At 34.8% G+C, this 26,471-nt stretch carries 23 protein-coding genes; 13 read left to right on the top strand and 10 right to left on the bottom strand.

All coding sequences use genetic code 11. The features are described 5' to 3' along the window. Nucleotides 1–50: 50 nt before the first annotated feature. From sufC to Q5N74_RS02385, 3 genes are read right to left on the bottom strand one after another with little or no spacing between them, the layout of a single operon-like run. Nucleotides 51–803: a Fe-S cluster assembly ATPase SufC gene (gene sufC / locus Q5N74_RS02395; protein ID WP_304387093.1), complete on the bottom strand. Its 753-nt coding sequence runs from the start codon at nucleotides 801–803 to the stop codon at nucleotides 51–53. A 39-nt stretch (nucleotides 804–842) separates the two neighbouring features. Next, on the bottom strand, nucleotides 843–2,294 hold the full coding sequence (gene sufB, locus Q5N74_RS02390; RefSeq protein ID WP_304387092.1) for a Fe-S cluster assembly protein SufB: 1,452 nt from the start codon (nucleotides 2,292–2,294) through the stop codon (nucleotides 843–845). 51 nt (nucleotides 2,295–2,345) lie between these two features. After that, nucleotides 2,346–2,675: an iron-sulfur cluster assembly accessory protein gene (locus Q5N74_RS02385; protein WP_304387091.1), complete on the bottom strand. Its 330-nt coding sequence runs from the start codon at nucleotides 2,673–2,675 to the stop codon at nucleotides 2,346–2,348. A gap of 256 nt (nucleotides 2,676–2,931) precedes the next feature. On the opposite strand from Q5N74_RS02385, the gene thiL reads away from it, so the two are divergent. Continuing rightward, nucleotides 2,932–3,972, top strand: coding sequence for a thiamine-phosphate kinase (gene thiL, locus Q5N74_RS02380; RefSeq protein WP_304387090.1), 1,041 nt, complete (start codon nucleotides 2,932–2,934; stop codon nucleotides 3,970–3,972). Here the strand turns inward: thiL and Q5N74_RS02375 are convergent. The 4 genes from Q5N74_RS02375 to Q5N74_RS02360 all read right to left on the bottom strand — a co-directional run bounded on the left by Q5N74_RS02375 (nucleotide 3,962) and on the right by Q5N74_RS02360 (nucleotide 6,052). Beyond that, on the bottom strand, nucleotides 3,962–4,210 hold the full coding sequence (locus tag Q5N74_RS02375; protein WP_304387089.1) for a hypothetical protein: 249 nt from the start codon (nucleotides 4,208–4,210) through the stop codon (nucleotides 3,962–3,964). The two genes, thiL and Q5N74_RS02375, sit on opposite strands and share 11 nt — an antisense overlap. Before the next feature lie 71 nt (nucleotides 4,211–4,281). After that, entirely contained in the window at nucleotides 4,282–4,548 is a 267-nt protein-coding gene (locus tag Q5N74_RS02370) for a hypothetical protein (protein ID WP_304387088.1), read from the bottom strand. A gap of 57 nt (nucleotides 4,549–4,605) precedes the next feature. Continuing rightward, nucleotides 4,606–5,385 carry an alpha/beta fold hydrolase gene (locus tag Q5N74_RS02365; RefSeq protein ID WP_304387087.1) on the bottom strand — a complete coding sequence of 260 codons (780 nt, stop codon included), beginning with the start codon at nucleotides 5,383–5,385 and terminating at the stop codon, nucleotides 4,606–4,608. Between the two features lie 10 nt (nucleotides 5,386–5,395). Beyond that, nucleotides 5,396–6,052, bottom strand: coding sequence for a hypothetical protein (locus Q5N74_RS02360; RefSeq protein ID WP_304387086.1), 657 nt, complete (start codon nucleotides 6,050–6,052; stop codon nucleotides 5,396–5,398). Nucleotides 6,053–6,263: 211 nt separating this feature from the next. Between Q5N74_RS02360 and Q5N74_RS02355 the strand changes: the two genes are divergently transcribed. Further along, nucleotides 6,264–7,586: an aspartate kinase gene (locus Q5N74_RS02355; RefSeq protein ID WP_304387085.1), complete on the top strand. Its 1,323-nt coding sequence runs from the start codon at nucleotides 6,264–6,266 to the stop codon at nucleotides 7,584–7,586. Between the two features lie 70 nt (nucleotides 7,587–7,656). On the opposite strand, the gene Q5N74_RS02350 is transcribed toward Q5N74_RS02355, so the two are convergent. Then, nucleotides 7,657–8,949 carry an aminopeptidase P family protein gene (locus Q5N74_RS02350; protein WP_304387084.1) on the bottom strand — a complete coding sequence of 431 codons (1,293 nt, stop codon included), beginning with the start codon at nucleotides 8,947–8,949 and terminating at the stop codon, nucleotides 7,657–7,659. 180 nt (nucleotides 8,950–9,129) lie between these two features. Between Q5N74_RS02350 and Q5N74_RS02345 the strand changes: the two genes are divergently transcribed. From Q5N74_RS02345 to Q5N74_RS02325, 5 genes are all read left to right on the top strand, one after another. Continuing rightward, a complete protein-coding gene (locus Q5N74_RS02345; protein WP_304387083.1) occupies nucleotides 9,130–10,923 on the top strand; it encodes a T9SS type A sorting domain-containing protein in 1,794 nt (597 codons plus the stop codon). Between the two features lie 258 nt (nucleotides 10,924–11,181). Further along, nucleotides 11,182–11,862, top strand: a complete 681-nt coding sequence (locus Q5N74_RS02340) for a succinate dehydrogenase cytochrome b subunit (RefSeq protein ID WP_304387082.1) — start codon at nucleotides 11,182–11,184, stop codon at nucleotides 11,860–11,862. Nucleotides 11,863–11,872: 10 nt separating this feature from the next. Next, nucleotides 11,873–13,885: a fumarate reductase/succinate dehydrogenase flavoprotein subunit gene (locus tag Q5N74_RS02335; RefSeq protein ID WP_304387081.1), complete on the top strand. Its 2,013-nt coding sequence runs from the start codon at nucleotides 11,873–11,875 to the stop codon at nucleotides 13,883–13,885. Nucleotides 13,886–13,897: 12 nt separating this feature from the next. Next, complete coding sequence (locus tag Q5N74_RS02330) at nucleotides 13,898–14,638, top strand: succinate dehydrogenase/fumarate reductase iron-sulfur subunit (RefSeq protein WP_304387080.1); 741 nt, start codon at nucleotides 13,898–13,900, stop codon at nucleotides 14,636–14,638. Nucleotides 14,639–14,725: 87 nt separating this feature from the next. Beyond that, nucleotides 14,726–15,652, top strand: coding sequence for a M28 family peptidase (locus Q5N74_RS02325; protein ID WP_304387079.1), 927 nt, complete (start codon nucleotides 14,726–14,728; stop codon nucleotides 15,650–15,652). Here the strand turns inward: Q5N74_RS02325 and Q5N74_RS02320 are convergent. Next, nucleotides 15,649–19,071, bottom strand: a complete 3,423-nt coding sequence (locus Q5N74_RS02320) for a hypothetical protein (protein WP_304387078.1) — start codon at nucleotides 19,069–19,071, stop codon at nucleotides 15,649–15,651. The genes Q5N74_RS02325 and Q5N74_RS02320 overlap by 4 nt on opposite strands. A 121-nt stretch (nucleotides 19,072–19,192) precedes the next feature. Here Q5N74_RS02320 and Q5N74_RS02315 point away from each other — a divergent pair, with 121 nt between their 5' ends. The 3 genes from Q5N74_RS02315 to Q5N74_RS02305 all read left to right on the top strand — a co-directional run bounded on the left by Q5N74_RS02315 (nucleotide 19,193) and on the right by Q5N74_RS02305 (nucleotide 22,226). Continuing rightward, a complete protein-coding gene (locus Q5N74_RS02315) occupies nucleotides 19,193–19,957 on the top strand; it encodes an exodeoxyribonuclease III (RefSeq protein ID WP_304387077.1) in 765 nt (254 codons plus the stop codon). Between the two features lie 39 nt (nucleotides 19,958–19,996). After that, complete coding sequence (locus Q5N74_RS02310) at nucleotides 19,997–20,956, top strand: OmpA family protein (RefSeq protein WP_304387076.1); 960 nt, start codon at nucleotides 19,997–19,999, stop codon at nucleotides 20,954–20,956. Nucleotides 20,957–21,185: 229 nt separating this feature from the next. After that, a complete protein-coding gene (locus Q5N74_RS02305) occupies nucleotides 21,186–22,226 on the top strand; it encodes an NADP(H)-dependent aldo-keto reductase (RefSeq protein ID WP_304387075.1) in 1,041 nt (346 codons plus the stop codon). A 54-nt stretch (nucleotides 22,227–22,280) separates the two neighbouring features. Here the strand turns inward: Q5N74_RS02305 and Q5N74_RS02300 are convergent, their stop codons facing one another. Further along, complete coding sequence (locus Q5N74_RS02300) at nucleotides 22,281–23,387, bottom strand: peptidoglycan bridge formation glycyltransferase FemA/FemB family protein (protein WP_304387074.1); 1,107 nt, start codon at nucleotides 23,385–23,387, stop codon at nucleotides 22,281–22,283. Nucleotides 23,388–23,600: 213 nt separating this feature from the next. Here Q5N74_RS02300 and Q5N74_RS02295 point away from each other — a divergent pair, with 213 nt between their 5' ends. From Q5N74_RS02295 to Q5N74_RS02285, 3 genes are all read left to right on the top strand, one after another. Continuing rightward, nucleotides 23,601–24,503, top strand: coding sequence for a neutral zinc metallopeptidase (locus Q5N74_RS02295; RefSeq protein WP_304387073.1), 903 nt, complete (start codon nucleotides 23,601–23,603; stop codon nucleotides 24,501–24,503). A 122-nt stretch (nucleotides 24,504–24,625) separates the two neighbouring features. Next, nucleotides 24,626–25,897 (top strand): DUF2254 domain-containing protein, encoded by a 1,272-nt coding sequence (locus Q5N74_RS02290; RefSeq protein ID WP_304387072.1) that lies wholly within the window; start codon nucleotides 24,626–24,628, stop codon nucleotides 25,895–25,897. Between the two features lie 105 nt (nucleotides 25,898–26,002). Then, a complete protein-coding gene (locus tag Q5N74_RS02285) occupies nucleotides 26,003–26,407 on the top strand; it encodes a PID-CTERM protein-sorting domain-containing protein (protein WP_304387071.1) in 405 nt (134 codons plus the stop codon). The last annotated feature ends 64 nt before the right edge of the window (nucleotides 26,408–26,471 follow it).

Here is a 26,471-nt window from a genome sequence, read left to right as displayed (position 1 = left end):
CGCAGTTTTCAGTGTTTCTGAATTCTGCTACTGTGACTGTTTACTTTTTTTTATGCGTTCACTTCTTCTTTAATCCAGTCGTATCCTTTTTCTTCAAGTTCGTGCGCTAATTCTTTACCACCCGATTTTACAATACGACCATTATAAAGTACGTGTACAAAATCTGGAACGATATAATCTAACAAACGTTGGTAGTGTGTAATAACAATAACAGCGTTGTCTTTGCTTTTAAGTTTATTAACCCCATTAGCAACAATACGAAGTGCATCGATATCCAAACCAGAATCAGTTTCATCTAGAATGGCTAATTTAGGCTCAAGCATCGCCATTTGGAAAATTTCGTTACGTTTCTTTTCACCACCAGAAAAGCCTTCGTTTAGAGAACGTGATAAAAATTTTCTATCAATTTCTAATAACTCAGATTTTTCACGGATTAACTTCAACATGTCTTTAGCAGGCATATCGTCTAAGCCTTTAGCTTTACGGTTTGCGTTGATAGCTGTTTTTATGAAGTTTGTAACGGATACGCCTGGGATTTCTATAGGGTATTGAAAAGATAAAAAGATGCCTTTATGTGCACGCTCTTCAGCAGCTAATTCGTCGATGTCTTCATCATTTAGGAAAATGCTTCCTTCAGTTACTTCGTACTCTTCTTTTCCAGCAATAACTGAAGCTAATGTGCTTTTTCCAGAACCATTTGGTCCCATGATTGCATGAACTTCTCCTGCTTTTACTTCTAAATTTATGCCTCTTAAAATGGCTTTATCCTCAACACTTGCGTGTAAATTTTCAATTTTTAACATGTTGTTAATTTGATTCTAATTTTATACTTTTTAAATAATTTATCCTACCGAGCCTTCTAAACTAATTTCTAGTAGTTTTTGAGCTTCAACAGCAAACTCCATAGGAAGTTTATTTAGTACTTCTTTACTAAAACCATTTACAATAAGTGCAATGGCTTTTTCAGTATCGATACCACGTTGGTTGCAATAGAAAATTTGGTCTTCACCAATTTTACTAGTGGTTGCTTCGTGCTCTATTTTTGCTGTTTTGTTTTTCACTTCAATGTATGGAAAGGTATGTGCGCCACACTCGTTACCCATTAGTAAACTATCGCATTGCGAAAAGTTACGGGCGTTATCTGCATTCGGGCTAATTTTAACCAGTCCGCGGTAACTGTTTTGAGATTTTCCTGCTGAAATACCTTTTGAAATAATGGTCGATTTGGTGTTTTTACCCAAATGAATCATTTTTGTTCCAGTATCTGCTTGTTGGTAATTGTTAGTAACAGCGATTGAGTAAAATTCACCAACCGAATTATCTCCTTTCAATACACATGATGGGTATTTCCAAGTAACAGCACTTCCAGTTTCTACTTGCGTCCAAGAAATTTTAGCATTCTTTTCGCATAAACCACGTTTGGTTACAAAATTGAAAACGCCACCTTTACCTTCAGCATTTCCTGGGTACCAGTTTTGTACGGTTGAATATTTTATTTCAGCATCGTCCATAGCAATAAGCTCTACAACGGCTGCGTGTAATTGGTTTTCGTCACGACTTGGTGCGGTACAACCTTCTAAATAAGAAACGTAACTACCTTCATCTGCAATAACCAATGTTCTTTCAAATTGACCAGTTCCTGCTTGATTAATTCTAAAGTAAGTTGATAATTCCATTGGGCAACGAACGCCTTTAGGAATGTAACAAAAACTACCGTCACTAAAAACTGCGGAGTTTAAAGCGGCATAGAAATTATCTTTTTGTGGCACTACGGTACCAATATATTTTCTCACTAATTCTGGATGCTCGCGCAATGCTTCAGAAATAGAACAAAATATAATACCTTTTTCACCTAAAGTTTTCTTGAATGTTGTTGCTACCGAAACGGAATCAACAACCACATCCATGGCAACATTAGATAGTTTTTTTTGTTCATCAATAGAAATTCCAAGTTTAGCAAATGTTGCTAATAACTCAGGGTCTACTTCATCTAAACTATCATATTTAGGCTTACTGTTTGGTGCCGAATAGTATGAAATAGCTTGAAAATCTGGTTTTGCATAATGCACATTTGCCCATTCTGGTTCAATCATTTTTTCCCAAGCACGAAAAGCTTCTAAGCGCCATTCGGTCATCCATTCTGGTTCTTCTTTTTTAAGAGAAATTGCACGAACAATGTCTTCGTTTAAACCAATAGGAAATGTATCGGAAGCTATATCAGTATAAAATCCGTATTCATATTCTTTGGTTTTAAGCTCTTCTCTTAAATCGTCCTCTGTATATTTATTACTCATATTTTTTTTACTAGTTGTAAACTCCTTCGCTTTTGGAAGGTTGGGATGGGTTTAAAGCGAAAAGGATTCGCCGCAACCGCATGTGCGATTTGCATTTGGGTTATTAAATACAAATCCGGTTCCATTTAATCCTCCAGAATATTCTAAAGTCGTTCCTATCAAGTATAGAAAGCTTTTTTTGTCTACAATAATTTTAACATCATTGTCTACAAAAACTTTATCATCTTCTTGATTTTCTTTATCAAACTTCAAATCGTAAGATAAGCCAGAACAACCGCCGCTTTTAACGCCTACACGTACAAAATCTACAGTAGGGTTAAAGCCTTCGTCTTGCATAAGTTCGATAACTTTTTTCTTAGCTGTTTCAGAAACTTTTATCATATTTTTTTAATTAGATCTAGATTCGCCTTAAAGATGTGTTTTATTAAGACGATTTCTAAATAGGGTACAAATATACAATATAAGTCACGTATTACCATGTAACCTAACATTATATTAGCATATAGTTTTATAGGTTTTTCTTATTGATTAAAAAACAACAGGTTTGTTGTAGATTTTTAGTTTTATGGTAACAAATTTGAATTTTTATTATTCAAAGTGTATTCGTTTATAAAAATAAGCTTCTTATTTTTGCAGCATGATAGAAGATAAAAATCAACAACGTACCCCTTTAAGTGAATTTGGTGAATTTGGATTAATAGACCATTTAACTAAGAATTTTGAGATTAGCCACAGTTCGACCATTAAAGGTATTGGTGATGATGCCGCTGTTTTGAGTTTTGAAAACAAAAAAATTGTAGTGACTACAGATTTGTTGGTTGAAGGTGTGCATTTCGATTTAAGCTATATGCCTTTAAAACATTTGGGGTATAAAGCGGTTGTTGTAAATCTATCTGATGTGTATGCGATGAATGCTAAAGCAACACAAATTACGGTATCTATTGCCGTATCGAATAGGTTTCCTGTGGAAGCGCTTGAAGATATATACGCAGGTATTGAAACTGCTGCTAAAATTTATGATATCGATGTTATTGGTGGTGATACAACATCGTCTAATACGGGTCTTTTAATTTCGGTTACGGCTATTGGTGAAGTGGAAGAAGAAGTTTATAGAAGTGGTGCAAACCCTAAAGATTTACTGGTTGTTACAGGCGATTTAGGTGGTGCTTTCATGGGTTTACAGGTGTTGGAGCGTGAAAAAGAAGTGTATAAAGTAAACCCAAATAATCAACCGGATTTAGATCCTTACACGTATATTATTGAACGTCAATTGAAGCCAGAAGCACGTAAAGACATTATTAAATTATTGAAAGATTTAGATGTAAAACCGACTTCGATGATTGATGTTAGTGATGGTTTATCCTCTGAAATTATGCATTTATGCAAGCAAAGTAATGTAGGTTGCGATTTATATGAAGATAAAATTCCTTTAGATCCTCAAGTAATTTCAACTTGCGAGGAATTCGATATTGATAGTACAACCGTTGCTTTAAACGGAGGTGAAGATTATGAATTATTATTTACCGTGTCGCAAGCCGATTTTCCTAAAATACAAGCCAATCCAAATTTTAGTGTTATTGGTTATATGAAAGAAGCTAGTGAAGGCATGCATTTAGTGACTAGAGGTGATTCTAGAATACCTATTAAGGCACAAGGCTGGAAAAATTTTAATGACTAAATACGAGTAAGTCGCTTTTAACTTTTTGTCGCTTGGTTTTAGACATGCGCTTATTGTGAATTCGTTCTAAAACATCGTTTATTTCTTTGAATTTGGGCGTTAATTCGGTGAGGTGGCCGCTGCCGTTTGTGGTGAGTTGTTTGTTGCATGTTTTACACGCGTATTCTTTAACATGATAGGTAACATTTCGAGTTACTTTGAAACCATGCCCGAATACCAGACACTGAATGTTTTTCATTTAAATATTTTAATTAGCTACATTAGAGACTATTAAACTATAAAAAACAATCAATATTTATTGTTAACTTTCTAGTAAATCGATGAAACGAGACTTTTATCCTTTAATCGCTCTATTCTTGTGTTGTGAATTCTTTCTAAAATGGCGTTAATCTCCTTAAACTTAGGTGTTAACTCTATAAGGCTGCCGTTGCTGTTTGTTGTTAATTGCTTTTTGCAATGTACGCAGGTGTACTCTTTTACGTAGTAGGTGACTTTTTTAGTTACTTTAAAGTCATGACCAAAAATGTTACAGAAAACCTTTGGTATGAAAGCCGATTTGGTTGTGTTTTTTTTCATTTTTACAGTTGTTTGGAAACTAAAGATAATGAAAAAAACAAATAAATCGTTGAAAAGCTATTTATTTTCGATGAAATGCATTATGCTTGTAAGAAAAATGTTCTTATTTTCGATATGGCTCATGTGTCCATCAGGAAATTGGATACTTTTTATGTTGGTGTTCTCTGTTTGTTTTAATAATGTTTTGTAGTCTAAAACAGGATCTTTGATGCTGATAATCATCATCTTGTTGAGATTTGGTGTTTTAAGGATATGTTCTCTGTTTTCTCTAATTTTCATACCTTCTAAAGCGGCGATAATACCTTGTAAAGGTGTTTTTAGTGCTTCGTTGATGACTTCTTTGATCTCGTTTGAAAAAGTGATTCTGTTTTTTGGACGGAATAGGTTGTTAACCGCAATTCTAATAAATGTTTTGTAATTCTGCTTTACTGCGGCAATAGCCCGATCTCTGTTTTGTTTTTTTTCGGGAGTGTCGGGCAGTGCGGTAGAATTCATCAGGCATAATCCTTTTAGGGTTTCTGGGTTTTTTTCCGCGAAAGCGAGCGCCACATAACCACCCATAGAATGGCCAATTAGAGTTGCTTGTGTAATGTTTAAATGGTTAAGTACCGTTTCAACGGCGTCTGCCATAAGTTCCATGGTGTGTATGTATCCAAGGCATTCGGTGTTGCCGTGCCCAAGTAAATCAATACAAATAACTCTGTTTTTTTTTGATAGTTTTGGAATAAATGCATCCCACATGGTTAAGTTTTCCAAAAAGCCGTGAAGAAAAACTACGGCGTTGCCTACGCCGTTATCTGTATAGTAAAGGTTGATGCCTTTGTGTGCTACTATCATATTATATAGTTTAGGCTTTTACCTTTTTTATAGCTGTGAAGGCTTTGTCTACAAATTCGTCTTCAACCAAAATAGTGAATTCGTTGGTGGTTGAAATAACTTCATAAAGTACGATGCCTTCCCAAGCTAAGCGCTTAAAAAATTGGTAGTATAAACCTGCAATTTTCGAGTTGTCTTGAGGTAGGTTTATGCTAATGGCTGATAAGCCGTCTTGAGTTGCTATAAAGGTTTCGTTTTTTAGGTTTTCAACAATAAATTCGTTTAAACTACTTGAAATAATGAGGTTGCTTTCATGAATACCTCTAGTAAAGGTGTAAAATAATTTGGATTCTTGATTGATACGGTCTAATATTTTAGCATGGTTATCAATAATCGTTTCTGAATTTTTTATAGTAAAATCTGTTAAATTAGAGCGTACCGTGATATCTCCTAAATTCTGCATGAATTTTTTCATCTTCACAGAATTTGATAGGGCTGGTGGCGGATTGTAGCGCCTTAAAGCCATCATAATAGCGCCTGGTTTTACATCCTTTTTCAGCATTTTACTTATAGGCTCTGTAAGTTCTATGGCTAAAGCGCTAAAATTTATAATGTTTCTAGAAAGTGCTTCTTCTAAATAAGGTTGGGTAATTAGAATGTCTTCTACACAGTTTGATACAGTTTTCATAGTGTGCCTAGTTTTAGGTGCTGGTTAATAATTTGTGCGTTTTACATGAAATAAAATGTAAGACGTTACATAGCGTGTTAATTATTTAACAATATGTGCAAAAATAAACATATTTTTTAATAAATATCTTTTTTAAGCTAAGGAGTTATAATTTAGCACTTTCAATTAATGAAAATGAACCAATTAGGTAAAAGATTAAGCTAATAAAAGTATGAAAGTATTAAAATTTGGTGGCACTTCTGTAGGCTCTGTTGAGAATATCTCTAACGTTAAAAATCTTATTAACGATGGCGAAAAGAAGGTGGTTGTTTTATCGGCTATGTCTGGAACAACGAATCAATTAGTTGCGATATCTAAACATATTGCAGATAATGAGGCGAATGAAGCTATTGATATTATTAATGTACTTCATGAAACTTATTTTAATGTTATAGATAGTTTGCTTTCTGATGTGTCTTTAAATAAAGATGTGAAAACATACGTGTCTAGTATTTTTAATTTATTAGTAGAATGTACCGATAAGCCGTACTCAATTGAGTTAGAAAATAAAATAGTAGCACAAGGCGAATTGCTTTCAACCTATATGGTGAATGGTTATTTAAATCAAGAAGGTGTTAGTTCTGTATTATTACCTGCATTGGATTTTATGCGTATTGATGCTTCTAAAGATCCTGATTTAAATTATATAAAAGAACATTTTAAAACAACCTATAATAAGGTTGAAGATTCACAAATTTATATCACACAAGGTTTTATTTGTTTGGATGATCAAGGTGTTATTTCTAACCTTCAACGTGGAGGAAGTGATTATACAGCAACTATTATTGGTGCTGCTATAAATGCTGAAGAAGTTCAAATTTGGACAGATATTGATGGGATGCATAACAACGATCCTAGATATGTTGATAATACAAGACCTATTTCAAACTTATCGTTTGATGAGGCTGCAGAATTAGCTTATTTCGGAGCGAAAATACTACACCCACAAACTGTAACTCCAGTTCGATCGCTTAACATTCCGGTTCGTTTAAAAAACACGATGAATCCAGAAGCGTATGGTACCTTAATAAACGACGACCATTCTGAAAGTGGTGTAAAAGCGATGGCTGCTAAAGATGGTATTACTGCTATAAAGATAAAATCTGGCAGAATGTTACAAGCACATGGCTTTTTAAGAAAGGTGTTTGAAATTTTTGAAACCTACGAAACGTCTATTGATATGATTACCACATCGGAAGTTGCGGTATCCTTAACTATTGATGACGATAAAAACTTAGATAAAATTTTAGCTGAGTTAGATAAATTCTCTACAACTGAAGTTGATAAAAACCAAAGTATTATTTGCTTGGTGGGGCACTCTGTAGTAAATCATCAAGAAACACATAAGTTGTTTCAAATATTGCAGGATGTAAAAATTAGAATGATTTCCTATGGAGGAAGTAATAACAATATTTCACTTTTGGTTGATACCAAAAACAAAATTAATACGCTACAAAAACTAAACGATTATTTATTTGAATTAGTCACTCTTTAAATTGCAAAAATTTAGTATTGTTAGCAAAAAGGGCTGTTTTTTAAAACAGCCCTTTTCTTCTTTTTAAGAATTATGAATTCATAATTTCTTCTATTTCTTCTGCTTCAATGGGTATGTTACCCATTAAATTGAAGGGTTCTCCAGTTTTTTGAATAACAACATCATCTTCTAGTCTGATTCCGAAACCTTCTTTAGGTATGTAAATTCCAGGTTCAACTGTAAAAACCATATTGGCTTGCATGGGTTCTGTTAAAATGCCGTAATCATGTGTGTCTAGTCCCATGTGGTGACTGGTACCGTGCATAAAGTATTTTTTGTAAGCGGGCCAATCAGGGTTTTCGTTTTGTACGTCGGCTTTGTCTAGTAAGCCTAAGCCAAGTAATTCAGATGTCATGAGTTTACCAACCTCTACATGGTAATCTGCCCAAATAGTTCCAGGAACTAATAGTTTAGTCGCTTCATTTTTTACTTTTAAAACCGCGTTGTAAACGGCTTTTTGTCTGTCAGTATATCTTCCGGAAACGGGAATGGTTCTACTTAAATCACTAGCGTAATTGGCGTATTCAGCGGCGGTGTCAAATAAAATTAAATCACCAGCTTTACATTCCTTATTGTTTTCAATATAATGTAATACGTTCGCATTGTTCCCAGAGGCAATGATAGGTGTATACGGAAAGCCTTTAGAGCGATTACGTAAAAATTCATGCATTAATTCGGCTTCAATTTCGTATTCCCAAACACCTGGTTTTACAAAATTTAAAATTCTACGAAACCCTTTTTCTGTAATGTTACAGGCTTGTTGAATTAAATCAATTTCAATAGGGTCTTTGACGGAGCGTAGACGTTGTAAAATGGGTGCGCTTTTCGCAACACTATGTGAAGGGTATTTTCCTTTTAACCATTTGGTGTAACGGTCTTCGCGAGTTTCTGTTTCAACATTGGCTCGGTAATGCTCGTTTGTATTTATGTAAACGGTGTCGCATTGTGTCATTAATTCAAACATGATTTTTTCCATGTCCTGAAGCCAATACACTGTTTTTATGCCGCTGGTTTCAAAGGCTTTTTCTTTAGTTAGTTTTTCGCCTTCCCAAACAGCAATATGGTCGTTGGTTTCTTTTAAAAATAAAATTTCACGATGTTTTTCTTTTGGGCAATCTGGAAACAAAACCAAAATACTTTCTTCTTGGTCTACACCACTTAAATAAAAAATATCGCGATGTTGTTGAAAGGGCAAGGTGCTATCTGCACTTATTGGATAAACGTCATTTGAGTTAAAAACAGCTAAACTGCTAGGTTTCATTTTAGCAGCAAAATTTTTTCTGTTTTTAATGAATAGTGAAGCGTTTATTGGTGAGTATTTCATGTGTTTGTTTTTAAATTCGCTGTAAATCAATTTTATATGATACAGCTTTTAATGTTTTTAAGTTTGTGTTATTTAAGCGTTAAGTATGCTTAAAGTAGCAAAACTAAGCAAATCATATCTAATAATTTGTTATATTTGGTACTGTCCCTATTCGAACCAGTATTAAAAATTTTAGATATCATGAAAAGAGTTATGTTACAAACAGGATTTAGCTTATTAGTTTTTCTAGTAAGTGTATCAGGTTTAAATGCCCAAATCCTACTTAAAGAAGCGTCGTTAAAAAAACAAATTGATAATTCTAGCTTGGTTGTAGAAGGTCAAGTGGTGTCCAAGAAATCCTTTAGAGATGCAGGGAATAAAAATATTTATACCGTGAATACAGTTCGGGTTTATAAAGTTTTTAAGGGTGAATTTGTAGAAACTATTGAAGTTGTTACTAGAGGTGGAACTGTTGGTTTATCTGCTGAAGTTGTGACTCCAAGTTTAACATTGGACGTGAATGATGTAGGTGTTTATATGCTTTATGATAATAACGTCAAGTTGAATACTCAAAGTAAAACTTCAAAAAAACAATTTAAACCTTACGGGTCTTTACAGGGGTTTTACAAGTATAATGTTTATACAGATCAAGCCATTAATCCGTTTAATAAAAAGTCAGGAATAGAAACTCGTTTTTATGATGAAATTATGAGTCATACTAAAACTGGCTATGTGAATGTTTCTAGTTTTGAGGGCATGAGCAAACAATCTAGTGTTAGTAAAAGTGTATTGGCACCCGGTAATATAACGTTCACTCCAACTTCAGGAACAGGAGGTACTAAAACAGTACTTACTATTAATGGTACTGGTTTTGGAGGAAGTAAAGGGAAGGTTTTATTTAGTAATGCAGATGATGGAGGTGCTACATTTATAGAGGCATTAGGAACGCAAGTGTTGACTTGGACGGATACGAAAATTACAGTAGAAATCCCTTCAAGAGCGGGGACAGGTAAGATAAGAGTTGTAGATAGTGCTAGTGGTTCGGCGCCTTCTGCGAGTAATTTAACAGTTACAGCTACGGAAACAAATATTGAGTATGATGCTGATGATGCTGCTGGACCGCTTCCTGCTTATGCTTATAAATTACAACATGTTAATGAAAACGCTGCAGGCGGTTATACTTGGCAAATGTTTACAGATTTTAATGCGAATGCGAATGCAAAGGCAGCCTTTTTAAGGGCGTTTGAATCATGGCGTTGTGCTACTGGAATTAATTGGGTTATTGGAGCAACAACTACTGTAGATATTGATGCCGATGACGGGGTAAATGTTATTAGATTTGATAACGGCTCCGAACTGGAAACAGATGTTTTGGGTCAATGTATATCTTATTTTAATGGTTGTTCCTCAGGAAGTACGTTTAGTTGGTTTGTTGCAGAGTTGGATATTGTTTTTGATGACGCAGCGAATTGGAATTATAGTCCTGCTGTCAACTCAACAGGGATTACTCAGTATGATTTTGAAAGTGTAGCACTTCATGAGTTGGGGCATGGGCACCAACTATCTCATGTTAACGATACGAACGATGTGTTGCATTATGCGATTTCAAACTCTGAAGAACAACGAGCATTGGGTTCAAGAAACATTAATGCGGCAAATGTTATACAAGCTAGAAGTACAAGTTCTATGTCTTGTGGTCAGTTGTCTATGACGAATCATCCGTGTTATTTAAGTGTTGAGGAAGAGGAGTTAAATGCTTCAATAAGTATGTATCCGAACCCTACAAATGGTCTGTTTTATATAAAAAACACATCTCTAGTTAATTTAGATAAAATTGTTGTTTATGATGTTAGTGGTAGGCTAATTTCTGAACAAGATGCAACTAGTGGTTCACGTACTAAAACCATTAATTTAAGAGGTGTTTCAAAAGGTTTGTATTTTGTTAAGATTATTTCCGAAAGAGCTGAAATCACTAAAAAAATACTTATTGATTAAGTTTATTTTTGTTTAAGTGCGTTTTTGCTAGATTTTAAATAGTTGAGACGTTACTTTTGTTGTGATATTTTTAGTTTTATATCCTTTTAATTTTATTATGTTCAGTTTTTCTGTGTGTAAACAGTAAATAACGCAAGTTTTTGCGTTAACTAAGTATTTTTACTTATAATAGTTCTAAATTAGAATTTTACGGCTTAACTTTTTGCCTATGAATTTATTGTAAATTACATTTGTAAACTATACTTAATAAATTAAATAATGAGCGGATTTTTTAAATCTTCAATTGGAAGAAAAGTAGCCATGGCGCTTTCAGCTTTTTTCCTCATGTTTTTCTTACTTCAACATTTTGCAATTAACCTTTTATCTGTTTTCAGTGCCGACCTTTTTAACGAGGTCTCTCACTTTATGGGAACCAATTGGTTAATTCAATTTGCATTGCAACCTGTGTTGATTTTTGGAGTAGTATTTCACTTTGTTATGGGCTTTATTCTAGAAATAAGGAACAAAAAAGCACAAGGTGTTAGTTATGCTAAAAACAATGGTGCAGCAAATTCTACATGGATGAGTAGAAACATGATTTACAGTGGTATTGCTATTTTAGCATTTATCATTTTACATTTTATCGATTTTTGGTTTCCAGAAATTAACGTGAAATTCATTCAAGGCGATTGGTCTGGAGTACACGAAGGTGTAGAAGGCTATCGTTATTTCCATGAGTTACAAGAAAAATTTGTTAGCCCAATTAGAGTAGGTGCTTATGTTATAGCATTTGTGTTCTTAGGCTTGCATTTATTGCATGGTTTTACTTCTGCATTTCAATCGATGGGTGCTACTGCAGGAAGAAAAAAGACACTACAAAATATAGGGACAGCTTACTCGATTATTATTCCTTTAGGGTTTATAATTATTGCGCTATTTCATCATTTAAATCACCATTAATCTCAGATATATGGCATTAGATTCAAAAATACCACACGGTCCATTAAAAGATAAATGGACAGATTATAAAAATCATATCAATCTTGTAAATCCTGCAAATAAGCGTCACATTGATATTATTGTTGTTGGAACAGGATTAGCTGGTGGTTCTGCTGCAGCTACTTTAGCAGAGCTAGGTTATAATGTAAAAGCATTTGCTTATCAAGATTCTCCTCGACGTGCGCATTCTATTGCAGCGCAAGGAGGTATTAATGCTGCCAAAAACTATCAAGGTGATGGCGATTCTACATATAGATTATTTTACGATACTGTAAAAGGAGGCGATTACCGTTCTCGTGAAGCTAACGTATACCGTTTGGCTGAAGTGTCGGCTAATATTATTGACCAATGTGTGGCTCAAGGGGTTCCTTTTGCACGTGATTATGGTGGGTTATTAGATAACCGTTCGTTTGGTGGTGTATTGGTTTCAAGAACTTTTTACGCTAAAGGGCAAACAGGTCAGCAACTACTTTTAGGTGCTTATTCAGCAATGAACCGTCAAATTGCACGTGGTAAAATTGAAATGTTTAACCGTCACGAAATGCTTGATGTTGTTAAAGTTGATGGTAAAGCTAGAGGTATTATTGCTCGTAATTTAATTACTGGTGAAATAGAACGTCATTCTGCACATGCTGTAGTTATTGCTTCTGGTGGTTATGGAAATGTATATTTCTTATCGACTAACGCGATGGGAAGTAACGCCACTGCTGCTTGGAAAATTCACAAAAAAGGAGCGCATTTTGCAAATCCTTGTTATACACAAATTCACCCAACGTGTATTCCACGTTCGGGCGATTATCAATCTAAATTAACGTTGATGTCTGAATCGTTACGTAACGACGGACGTATTTGGGTGCCAAAGAATATTGAAGATTCTAAAGCATTACAACAACGTAAAATGAAACCAACGGATATCGCTGAAGAAAATAGAGATTATTTCTTAGAGCGTCGTTATCCTGCATTTGGTAATTTAGTACCTCGTGATGTAGCGTCTCGTGCAGCTAAAGAACGTTGTGATGCTGGTTATGGTGTGAATGCTACTGGTGAAGCTGTATATTTAGATTTCGCTACCGCTATTACACGTTACGGAAAAGTACAAGCTAAAATTCAGAATATAGAAAACGCTTCAGATGCTAAAATATATGCATTAGGTCAAGCGATTGTAGAAGAGAAATACGGAAACTTATTTCAAATGTATGAGAAAATTGTAGATGAAGATCCATACAAAATGCCGATGATGATTTATCCTGCAACCCACTATACAATGGGTGGTATTTGGGTGGATTATAACTTAATGACTTCGGTTGATGGGTTGTACTGTATTGGAGAAGCAAATTTCTCTGAGCATGGTGCGAATAGATTAGGCGCTTCTGCATTAATGCAAGGATTGGCCGATGGTTATTTCGTATTACCTTATACTATTGGAGACTATCTTTCTAATGAAATTAGAACAGGAAAAATTCCAACGAATACACCTGAGTTTGATGAAGCTGAAAAAGAAGTTTCAGATAGAATCAATTTCTTCATTAATAATAAAGGAGAACACTCCGTAGATTATTACCACAAAAAATTAGGAAAAATTATGTGGGATAAATGTGGAATGTCACGTAACGAACAAGGTTTAAAAGAAGCGATGACGGAAATTAAAGCTTTACGTGAAGATTTCTGGAAAAACGTAAAAGTGCCAGGTTCTGCAGGTGAAATGAATCCTGAATTAGAAAAAGCAGGGCGTGTTGCAGATTTCCTTGAATTAGGTGAATTATTTGCTAAAGATGCACTTAATAGAAATGAATCTTGTGGAGGTCACTTTAGAGAAGAGTCGGTTGAATTAGACGGCGAACAAAAAGGTGAAGCAAAACGTAATGATACAGATTACGCGTATGTAGCTGCTTGGGAATACAAAGGAGAGCCAGCTGATGCGGTTTTACATAAAGAAATATTAGAGTTTAAAGATATTGAACTAAAACAACGTTCATACAAATAAGATAAAGACATTATGAATTTAACACTTAAAATTTGGAGACAAAAAGACTCGAAAGCAAAGGGTCAAATGGTCGATTATAAAGTAACTGAAATTTCAGAACATATGTCTTTTTTAGAAATGATGGATGTTTTGAATGAGCAGTTAGTAAATACAGGAGAAGAGCCTGTGGCCTTCGATCACGATTGTCGTGAAGGTATTTGCGGTATGTGTTCTATGTACATAAACGGTGAAGCACATGGTCCAGATAGAGGCGTAACAACTTGTCAATTGCACATGCGTATGTTTAAAGATGGCGATACGATTACTATCGAACCATTTAGAGCGGCTGCATTTCCAGTTATAAAAGATTTAGTAGTAGATAGAATGGCTTTCGAGCGTATCCAACAAGCTGGTGGGTATATTTCTGTTAATACTTCAGGAAACACACAAGATGCAAATTCGCTTCCTATTTCTAAGCATGCTGCCGATGAAGCTATGGATGCAGCAACCTGTATAGGTTGTGGAGCTTGTGTTGCTACGTGTAAAAACTCATCTGCGATGTTGTTTGTAGGTGCTAAAGTATCGCAATACGCTTTGTTACCCCAAGGACAAGTAGAAGCTGCAGACCGTGTTCGTAACATGGTAGCACAAATGGATCTAGAAGGTTTTGGAAACTGTACAAATACAGGTGCTTGCGAAATTGAATGTCCCAAAGGCATTTCATTAGAAAATATTGCACGTATGAATAGAGAATTAATGAAAGCGAGTATTTAGTAGTACGCACTTCCTTTCATCGATAAATTATAAAACCCAGGCTTTTGCTTGGGTTTTTTGTTTAGTTTTAAAAATAAATTAGAACTAATGATTAAAAATATTCTTTTAAGTACGCTTTGTTTGCTCGTGTTTCTTCATGGCAATGGGCAATCATCCGTTATAAACGATTCAGTTTCTAGTGCTTTATTTAATGAACACTCTTTACTTCAGCATATAAAAACCTTATCATCCGATGCTTTTGAAGGGAGAAGAACCGGAACAAAGGGAGGCGAGAAAGCAGAAAAATATATTATCAATCAGTTTGTAGCAGCTCATGTTTTGCCATTAGGTAAAAGCTATACGCAGCCTTTTTCATTTTCAAATGAAGGAAAACAATATAAAGGTTCGAATGTTTTAGGGCTGATTAAAGGTGCGCTATACCCTGAAAAGTATGTTGTTATTAGTGCACATTACGATCATGAAGGCATTAAGAATGGGCAAATTTATAATGGTGCAGATGATGATGCATCTGGGGTGAGTGCCTTGTTTAGTTTTGCTGAATATTTTAAAAATAATCCGCCAAAACACTCGGTTATTTTGGCTGCTTTTGATGCTGAGGAATTGGGGCTTCAAGGTTCCAAATATTTTGTAAATCATTCCATAATTCCATTAAAACATATCATGGTAAATCTTAATTTGGATATGATTAGTAGAAGTGATAAAAAGGAACTATTCGCAGTAGGTACAGTGCATAATGAAACGTTGAAACATGTGATTGTAGATCATGACTATTCGCTAAAAATGAGTCTTTTGACCGGGCATGATGAGGGGAATTGGAAAGACAATTGGACTTATGCCTCAGACCATGCAAATTTCCATAAAAAGAAGATCCCGTTTTTGTATTTCGGAGTAGATGATCATGAAGATTACCACAAACCAACTGATGATTATGAGAACATTCATCCTGAATTTTATATTGAAGCAGTCAAAGTTATCATGTCTGTTTTTGAAAAAATAGATGTACTACAATTTTAAAAATAAGCTTTCAATTGTACGGTTCCTGTATGAATGGTTTTACTAGTTTCAGTTTTTCTGCCAAAGTAACTCAGGTTGAGGTCCAAAAACTCAGTTAGTTTTTTTTGGGCAAGTACACTCCAAGTAAAGTTCTTACCAGGTTGCAAGCCTTCCAACATTTGATAAGAAACGGGAGTGTTGGCATTTCCATCAAATTTATTAGAGAAAAAATTAAACTCACCAATTATGGAGTTTTTTTGACTTCCAGCGAAGGTGAAAGATGTCCCGTATTTTTGTTGATTTAAAGTCTCTAAACTACCAATGGTATTCGCTTTACTGGCATGTTGATAGAAGATGTCGAATCGTGAATTATCATTAAATAAATAGGATAATTTGGGGTTTAAACGGGTTTCATCAAAATTGTAATTTTTACTTGCGAAATTTTCGCTAATGCTTTCATTGTTTTCAAAATAAGATTGAAGTGTTAGCAACCAACTTTCAGCAATTTTATGGTTGAAATTAAACTGATGACTATTCAGTCCGTTTTCAATAAAACCGATAGATAAAATATTACGGGTTTTGTTAGAAAGGTAGGTGTAAGATGTTGTGTAGTGCTGTTTTCCGCGATTAAGAAACAATACATTTCTAAAGTTTAATTGAAGGCCTAATTGGTTTTCTTCACTGCTTTCGAACGGGTTTAAGTTAAAGCCACCACCATCTCGCTTCAGTTTTCTATCTACTAAATAACTGGTTTGGTTGTAAAAATGAGACCAGAACTTTTGAGTTTTATTCTCACTTACAGCCCACTTTGCGGGATTGATGGTAAGTGTTTGACTCAATCTATTTTGATGGGTTTTTATGTAAACCCGGTTGGGTAATAGCACCCGAATGTATTTACCTTGATCTTGAAATTGGGCAATTTCGAATTCTTCCAGTTCTTGAATGTTGTTTTCGTTATAATCAATCCATGTGTAAGTACCTTGGCCAGGTTCTACTTCAACATACGTAAAATCTTGTTGTGGTAAACTCCCCGAGTTGGTTTCAAATAAAGTGTTCCATTGCACCAATTGGTTAAATAATTTTTGGTTGAACTGCAATCGGGAATTTATAGATTGTTCGTCATCAATAGTTTCATCTTCACTTTCTAAAGTTCTGTAATTGGCGTATAACGCTAAGTTGGTGTTGGTGTTTTGGATGAGGCGCGTGTTTAAATATAACGTATTCGATGTGTTTACTTTTTGTAATTGATTATTTCTAATACTATCATTTACTCTGTTTTTATAACCAATCTCGGTAAAAATTTTGGTGCTATCACCAACGCCAAAAAACACTTCGTAGGATTTGAATTTCTGACTTAAATCTGTCAGTTCTTGTGTAGCAACTGTTTTTTGTTCATTGTCTTCAATGGCCAACTTAGTTCCTAACCAACTTGAATTCATGCTATAAGTAAGGGTGTTTGACGAGCGCAAGAATGTGGAAGTATTTAAACTAGAATTGGCATTTAAAAAACTGGAATTGGAGGTGACTCTGAATTTATTAAGTAGTAAATAGGTGTTGAAGATGTGTCGATTTCCATTAAAATTTTCAGAATAACCCAGATGTTCAAATTGATAGTTGGCGTTTCCTTTTTCTGGATGGTTCAAGCTTAAACCAGAAGTTAACAAGGTTTGGTTTCCAAAGTTAATAGTGGTAGAATTAGTGCCATCAGTATCTAAATTCCAATCTCTACTAAACTCCGCATTATACAAACGTTCAATGGTTTTGAAATTTTGCTGAATATAGTCTGCATCTGCAAAAACCTTCAAGTTCCATAAACTGTCATTGTTAATAAGGCTTTGTGTAATTTTAATTTTACCAGCTAATCCATTGTTATTGGCATCATCTAAACTTGAAAACAAGTTTAGATCGTTTTTACTGGCAGCTAATTCAAAACCAATATCTGTTTTTTCAGTAGGCGTATAGGTTCCATTCACCACTGCCATCTGAAGTTTTGTTGGTGCAATTAATTGAATGATTGGAGCATAATCACCCAAAGAAGCACCTGCATATTCGTAAATATTATTAATAGCATTAGTGCTTTGTAAAACATAGTCACCTTGGTTAGTACCCACTTGAGAAAAGGTGACGCGGTACAGCGTATCGTCAGGATTGTTGGAAAACACAAAGGTTTCAACCGCACCAACGAGTTCTTTTTTATACAAAATGCGGTTCTCATTGATGCTTTCTTCAACTTCCGATGGTGCTACCATTTGTGTTCTATCGTCTCCTGCTTCTGAAAGTATTTGCACTTGAGCTTCCGATAAGTTTTGTTGCAGCGGTTGGTTTTTAGCATCATTTTCAGAATACACCGATACGCCCAAGCTTAGTTTGTCACTTTTAAAGTTGCTACCGCCATAAGCTACTAAACGGGAATAGTTGCGTTCACTGTATTGATAATCGACTGTGATTCGCATTTCAGAAGTTATCGGGAATGTTGAATTAAATATAATTTCACCGGCATTATAATCAATAATATAATCTTGGTCTTCCCCACGTTGCGCCACCACACCATTTACATAAACGGTTTCACTGCCAGATACAATAAGCACAAACAACTCCCCATTTTGACCCTGTAGTTTATAGGGGCCCTGATTGCCTTCCTGCGCTTTAAATTGACTTCTAGTAAACTGTCCACGTACTAGGGCACCAGCGGCAAATACATTTGTTTCGGTATCATCATCGCCTAAAGTAGCATTTACGGATAGTCCTTGTACACGTTTAGAAAAACTCGAAAAATAAGAGTTGGTATTTTGTAAATCGATATCACCTGCACGTACGTTCCAACGGTCACTGTAAAGTTCTATGAAAACTTGGTCAAATTCATCCAATCGCTGGCTGTATCCGCTTTCTTGTAATGGGATGTTGGCATCTTGAATGGAAGCACGAAGGGATACTTTATCACTCAACTTCCCAGATATTTGAAGGTCTAATTCACTATTTAAAACCGAATTTTGATTGTTTCCAACAGTCACACCTCGAGAAATGCTCCCTGAAGTTGTTAAACCATCAAAAGGAATATAATTTTTTGTGTCATTGGGTTGTGAAAGTTGATACAGTTTTTGAATATTATCAGTATTTTCTACAATAATGGCATCGTCGAGTTGCTTGTATGTTTTGGTTAAAAACTCGGGATATTTTAAATAATTAATGATGATAGAATCCGTTTCAATCGGTTTTATAAATTTCAGACGGGCTTTTCCAAAATGGACTTTATAAAACGACGTGTCAATAACCACCTTGTTTTTAGTTTGAATTGAAAAGTGATTAGAATTAATACTTACGCTATCAATAACAACCGTGTCTTTTACAGCAACTTTTTTAGTTCTATAGTTAGATATTGGGTTTTGCGAAAAGCCACAAAAACCAATAAAAAAAATAAAAAGGCAGGTTATAAACTTCATTAGTTACTTAAACTTCAAATAGTTTAAAATATTTTGTTAATAGATTTCGTTAAATGTGGCATAAAATAATAGTGTAAAAGTAACGCATTATTTATTTTAGCTGAAATTCTTATTTTATTACATGAAAATAATCTCATACAACGTAAATGGTATTCGCGCAGCACTTAGTAAAGGGTTCATAGATTGGTTAAAAAGTGCCAATCCGGATGTTATTTGCTTACAAGAAATTAAAGCTTTAAAGGAACAATTAGATTTAGATGTTTTTGCTGAAGCAGGCTACACGTATAACTATTGGTTTAGTGCACAGAAAAAAGGGTACAGCGGTGTTGCTATTTTAAGCAAAATAAAACCAAATCATGTAGAATATGGCACGGGAATTGCGTCAATGGATTTCGAAGGTCGCAATATTAGAGCCGATTTTGATGGTGTCTCGGTAATGAGTTTGTATTTGCCTTCAGGAACCAATGATGCTAGGTTAGACCATAAATTTGAGTACATGGATATGTTTCAAGAGTATATAGGTAATCTTAAAAAAGAGACTCCTAATTTAGTTATTTGTGGTGATTATAATATTTGCCATGAAGAAATTGATATTCATAACCCAAAAGGTTTGAGTAAAGTATCTGGGTTTTTACCATCAGAACGTAAATGGATCGGGGCTTTTATTGCTAATGGTTTCATCGATTCTTTCAGACATTTAAATAAAGAACCAGATAACTATACATGGTGGAGTTACCGAGCTAATTCTAGGGCAAACAACAAAGGTTGGCGCTTAGATTATGCGATGGTTTCAAATACCATACAAGAAAAGATAAAAAGAGCCGTTATACTGTCAGACGCTGTACATAGCGATCATTGTCCAATTTTAGTAGAAATTGAAAATTAAACCCGTTTTATTTTAACCAATCCCATAAAGAAATTAAAAATGATTAAGAAAATTTCCTTAGTTGCCCTATTATTGGTGTTTGCCGCTTCTTGCGTATCACCTAAAATTTACAAAGAATTAGAAGCTAAATATGCTAACCTAAAAAAAGAGAATAGAAAACTTTCAGATGATAATGAAGAGTTAACCTATTTAAAAACGACTGCCGAAAACGAATTAAAGCAACTTAAAGCCGCTTATAAGGAAGCCGTTGCAGATCGTGATAGATTGCAAAGTGATTACGATGCTACGAAAGCAAATTTAGAGGCATTAAAGGCTTCTTATGATGCGTTGGAAAAAAATAGTTCTGCGGCGATTTCAGCCAATTCTCAAAAAAACAGAGAGTTGTTAGCCGAGTTGGAAGCTAAAGAGCAAGCCTTGGCAGATGAAAATCAACGTTTAGAAAAACTAAAAAAGGAACTTCAAGACCGTTCCAATCGTGTAGCTGAATTAGAAAAAGTAATATCAGATAAAGATGCTGCTATGACCGCTTTAAAAGATGCTATTTCTAGAGCTTTAACAGATTTTGAAGGTAAAGGTTTAACTGTAGAACAACGTGATGGTAAAGTATATGTTTCTATGGAAAACAAGTTATTATTCAGTTCAGGAAGTTGGGCAGTTGGAACAGAAGGTAGAAGAGCCGTACAACAATTAGGAACTGTTTTAGGAACGAACCCTGATATTGCCGTTTTAATTGAAGGACATACTGATAATGTACCTTACCAAGCAAATGGTCAAATTACCAATAACTGGGATTTGTCTACCAAACGTGCTACAGCGATAGTAAATATTTTAAGAGAAAATACAGCTATAAACCCTGAGAATTTAACGGCTGCTGGTCGTGGCGAATTTGCACCTGTTGCAACGAACGATTCTCCAGAAGGTAAAGCAAGAAACAGACGTATAGAAGTTATTTTAACACCTAAGTTAGATGAACTTTCTAAGTTGTTAAACGATAATTAGTAACGTCATTGTGAAGCACGAAGCAATCTCTTGATGTTGAAATTAAAGGCAGATAGCTTTGTTTCTTAGTCATCACAGAGACATTTAGATTAATAACATAATTTTAAAACCTTTCGAAGTTGTAATAACTTTGAAAGGTTTTTTATCTTTAGCGTCTTATCAAAAGAATTAAACAACCAACGGTCTGAAGGTCTTAGGGTCTAAAATAGCATCGTTCAAAAAAACGAAAATGAAATACACCAACATACCAAAAACCGATATAAAAGTTAGTAAAATATGCCTGGGCACTATGACCTGGGGAAACCAAAATACCGAAGCGGAAGGGCATGCGCAATTAGATTACGCTCTAGAACATGGTGTGAATTTTATAGATACAGCTGAAATGTATCCCGTACCAGCAAGTCCGGAAACTCAAGGTATAACCAGTAAAGTTATTGGTACATGGTTGCAAAAAACTGGTAACCGCGATAAAGTGGTGTTGGCAAGTAAAATTGTTGGGCGCCCAAGCGATTATACGGCGCATATTAGAACTACTGGTTGGAATGCAGACTCTATTAAAGAAGCTATCAATAATGAGTTAAAACGGCTGCAAACAGATTATATCGATCTGTATCAATTGCATTGGCCAGAACGTGAAACGAACACCTTTGGTACTCGCGATTATAAGCACAACCCGAATGATAGTTGGACCGATAATTTTAATGAGGTACTTCAGGTTTTAGAAGGACAAATTAAGGAAGGTAAAATTCGTCAAGTTGGAATGTCTAACGAAAAAGCGTGGGGAGCCATGCGTTTTTTAGAAGAATCTAAAAAGCACAGTTTACCACGTATGAAAACCATACAAAATGCCTATTCCTTAATAAATAGAGGTTTTGAAGGTGATTTGGCCGAAGTTTCCATGCGAGAACATGTAGGTTTATTAGCGTATTCGCCTATGGCATTTGGAGTGCTTTCTGGTAAATATATTAAAGGAACAGCGGCAGAAAATGCGCGATTGAAATTATTTCCAAGGTTTGGGCGTTACAGCAGCGAACAAAGCACCGAGGCTACTAAACGTTATCTTAAAATAGCTGAGGATAACAAGATGACATTAGCGCAAATGAGTTTAGCCTTTGTAAACCAACAACCGTTTGTAACTAGTAATATTATTGGTGCTACCAATTTAGAGCAACTTAAAGAGAATATAGGAAGTGCAGCTATTACTTTAAGTGATGAGGTATTGAAACAAATTAATGATGTTCACGAATTAATTCCGAATCCGGCGACATAATATGATGTTTAAGTTCAAGAAGTTTGAATATCTCAAACTTCTTGAACTTAATATTTAGTTTTTTTGAGCTTCTTGTAGCTTATATAAATTGTACATGTTTTTGTTATATGGGTAGTCCCAGCATCCCATTCTGTGATAAAGGTCACCTCCAAATCCTTTTTTGTAAATATGGATACCGTGTAGAGGATGGGCTCTATTTAAATTGGGTGCAGAACCAAACATATCATATTCAGTGCAACCCCATGCTTTTGCTATGCGTATAGATTCCCATTGCAGTGCATAACTTGCCATTAAGTTGTTTTTAGAAGATTTTGAGGCGCCATACAAATAGGTGCCTCTGTTTTTTGATAACACTAAAAACATAGAAGAAATGAACTTGCCATCAACATCGGCCATGAGCATTTTAATGGTAACACCATTTTTACTATTATCTTGGTTTTTTAAAATAGTAGAAAAATAGTCTTGATTTTGTAAAGGCATGCCATGTCGAGTCGCAGTATCTAAATATAATTGATACCAGATATCCATATATTCAATGCCATACTCGCGAACTCTAATACCTTTTTTATTCGCCTTTCTAACATTGTATCTTGTATTGTACCTCATGTTATAGAGCAAATCTTTTTCGTCCAAAGTCAAATCAAGGAAAAAAGTGTTTTTGGGAAGGTTGTCTGTGACGCTTTTATGCAAGTTCCAGTTTTCGGTGCCAAAATTGACTCTGAATTCCTGGGTTTGGTGGGGAGGTGGTCCTATCCAATTACCAGAATCGTCAAAATACTCTTTTTCAACAGCCCATTGATTCTCCCAAATTAAATCGTAGCGTATAAAAATACAATTGGGAGGTAAGTGTGGTTTTATGGATTCGGATAACTGTTCTAAAAATAAACCTTGGTTTTCAAAGGTAGGTACTAATTTGGGACCGTACGGAACGTAAGCAATGCAACTTTCCTCGTTTATATACTTAATGAGAATTAATAAATCTTCAACTACTTTTTCCGAAGGACTAGCGGTGCTAACTAGCAAATCTTTTGAAATAGTTAACTCAAACCCTTGAGGTATAAATCCTTGTTCACTTTTTACGCGACCCCAAAAAGGAGTTTGAGGTAGTATATTTGTTGTTTTAAATGCTTCAAAATCTTTTCTCTCTAACTCGCAAATCATTTTTTTTGCGGCAAAACTAAGAAATCATATACTTAATTTAAAATCATTTGTAATTTTGATTACTATTTTAACAAAATAACGGGTGTGCTAAATAGGTGTAAACGTCTTTTGGTGAAATTTGAAAACAACTTCAATTTAATTAATTTATAATTTTGAAATTATATGTAAATTGAAGCAATGAAAAAAATAATTATAATTTAATTTATACGCATTATGAAGTGGCAAGGTAGAAGGAAAAGTTCTAATATAGACGATCGTAGAGGCAAAAGTGGTAGTGCTGGCCAAGGAATAGGCGGGTTTAGCCCGATGTTGTTAGGGCCAATTGTTAAACTCCTCTTTTCAAAAGTGGGACTTTTTATAGTGGGAGGTTTTTTAGTGGTGTCTTTAATAATGGGTAAAAACCCACTTAGTTTAATAACTCAGCTTTTAAGTGGCGGATCTTTACCAACGGAATCTTCAGCGCCATATAAACCAACGGCTAAAGATCAAGAGTTAGCCGACTTTAGCGCTACAATACTAGCAAATACAGAAGATGTATGGAACAAACTTATAAGTAACTATAGAGAACCAGAGTTGGTTCTTTTTACAGGCTCTGTGTCGTCTGCATGTGGTTCCGCTTCTAGTGCTACCGGGCCTTTTTATTGTCCTGGTGACGAAAAATTATATATAGATTTAAGTTTTTTCGACGAGATGGAACGTAGGTTGAATGCGCCAGGAGACTTTGCGCAAGCGTATGTAATTGCCCATGAGGTTGGGCACCATATCCAGAAGATAACAGGGGTTTCAGATAAAATGAATCGCTTAAGAGGGCAACTTAGTGAAAAAGAATATAATAAATACTCGGTAAAAGTAGAGCTTCAAGCCGATTTCTTGGCGGGTGTTTGGGCACATCATTCTCAGCAAATGACACAGATGATGGAAACAGGCGATCTTGAGGAAGCTATGAATGCAGCGAATGCCATTGGTGATGATCGATTGCAAAAACAATCGAGTGGTCGGGTAGTTCCAGATTCGTTCACACATGGTACTTCTGCACAGCGTATGCGCTGGTTTAAAAAAGGCTTTGATACCGGCGATTTATCACAAGGCGATACGTTTAGTGCGACGTCGTTATAGAAAATGTTATATTAAATGAGTTTAACACTAGATCATGTAAGTCATTTGAAGGTGTCAAAAAGAGTAACCCCATACAGATTGATAATCAAACGATTTTAACTTTAGTCTGTAAAATCAATAATATGAAAGATAAATTGCTTTTCTTATTCAGAAAACTATATCGACTTACAGATAAAATTGCGTTCTATCCTACGCTTTTAGCTGTTTTAGGTTTTGTTTTCACGTACGTGATGATTTATCTAGAAGAACAAGGAATTTCTAAATACCTTCTAGAAACGTTTCCAGCCTTAGTTATAAATAATACTGAAACGGCGAGAAGTTTACTAACTACCTTTATTGGAGGTCTCATTTCTATTATGGTGTTTAGTTTCTCTATGGTTATGATACTACTTAATCAAGCCTCTAGTAATTTTTCACCACGATTGTTGCCAGGTTTAATTAGTAATAGAAGGCATCAAATGATTTTGGGCTTGTACATTGCAGCGATACTCTATTGTACCTTCATTTTAGTTTATATAGAACCCAATGGCGATAAGTACCAATTACCAGGTTTTTCGGTGCTTTTTGCTATTCTATTCATGGTAAATTGTCTTGGTGCTTTCATCTATTTTATCCATTCTATTTCTCAGGAAATTCAAATCAATAATATCATGGATAAGATTTTCAATATCTCCAAACAAAGAATGTTGTACTTAATGGATAATGAGAAGTATAAAGAAGGTGATTTTCCGAAATCTGATAATTGGGAAGTGCATAAATCTAAAAAATCGGGCTATTTACAAAATGTTTCAGTTGAAAATATTGCTAAAATAGCCAAGAATCAAGAGGTAAAAATAGATGTAGTGGTTATAAAAGGTTTGTTTGTGGCCGATGAAAACACCCTTTTCAAAAGTGAAAAAAAATTAGAAGATGATGTTATAGAAAGTATCATGGAACACTTCGATTTTTCTAAAAGTGAATTTGTTGAAGACAATTACGTGCTGGCATTCAAACAAATTACGGAAGTGGCAGTTAAAGCCATGTCTCCTGGAATTAACGACCCTGGAACCGCATTAAATGCCATTGATTACTTATCGCAGTTATTTTCTTTACGTGTTCAAAAGAAGGATAAGAGCTTGAGTTATATAGACCACGAAGCCTACGTGTCTATTGCTACTATAAATTTTAAGGATTTAATTTTTCAGGTTATGGCAGAACTGAGAACCTATTGTAAACATGATGTGGTTATTGTGGAAAAGTTGCTAACCATGCTTTTATACCTGAAACACATCATGAATAAAGAAAATACAAAATATCAGGTTATTATAGAAGAAGAAATAACTAATTTAATTTTAGACGCTGAAGAAGCGATTACTAATAAACGTGATATAGATTTTATTAAATCGTTGTCATAAATTATAAATGTAATGTGTTTGCATCAATAATTTATTTAATAGAGCAAATAGTGTTTAGGTAATTATAAGACCTTTGAATTAGTAATAATTTAAATAATAGCGCTTATGAAAACTAAAAACATTACATTTTTAAAATCTATAAATCTCATTGCCTTAACACTGTGCTTAGTGTTTTCAATGAATGCGAATGCAGCAAGCCTGAATACAAACTTAAATACAGTTGCGACTAATATGAGTTCTACTACGATGAAAGTAGCTCCGGCAATGGTTGTTTTAAAATCGGTAACTGTTTGGGAATGGATTGTTGGGTTATTTAATAATAAGAAGAATCTTGGAGAGAAAATTACTCCGGGCACAACTGCTCCAACAGCACCGCAAGGAAAACCAAGTTCAGGAGGTGCAGATTCAATTCCGCTTGATGGTGGTTTGAGTATTTTACTAGCAGGCGCAGCTGCACTTGGTGTAAAAAAATTGCGAGATTCTAGGAATAAGGAAATTAAAATTAGTTAGAAATAAAATATGTAACTACCGCTAATCCCTCTATAGCAGTGGTAGTTTTAATAAATGTGAAAGC

Origin of the sequence: Mariniflexile sp. AS56 (assembly GCF_030552475.1) — a bacterium.
In the GTDB taxonomy this organism is placed as follows: domain Bacteria; phylum Bacteroidota; class Bacteroidia; order Flavobacteriales; family Flavobacteriaceae; genus Mariniflexile.
The sequence above is the reverse complement of the archived record's forward strand: the minus strand, read 5'-3'. Positions and strand labels throughout refer to the sequence as shown.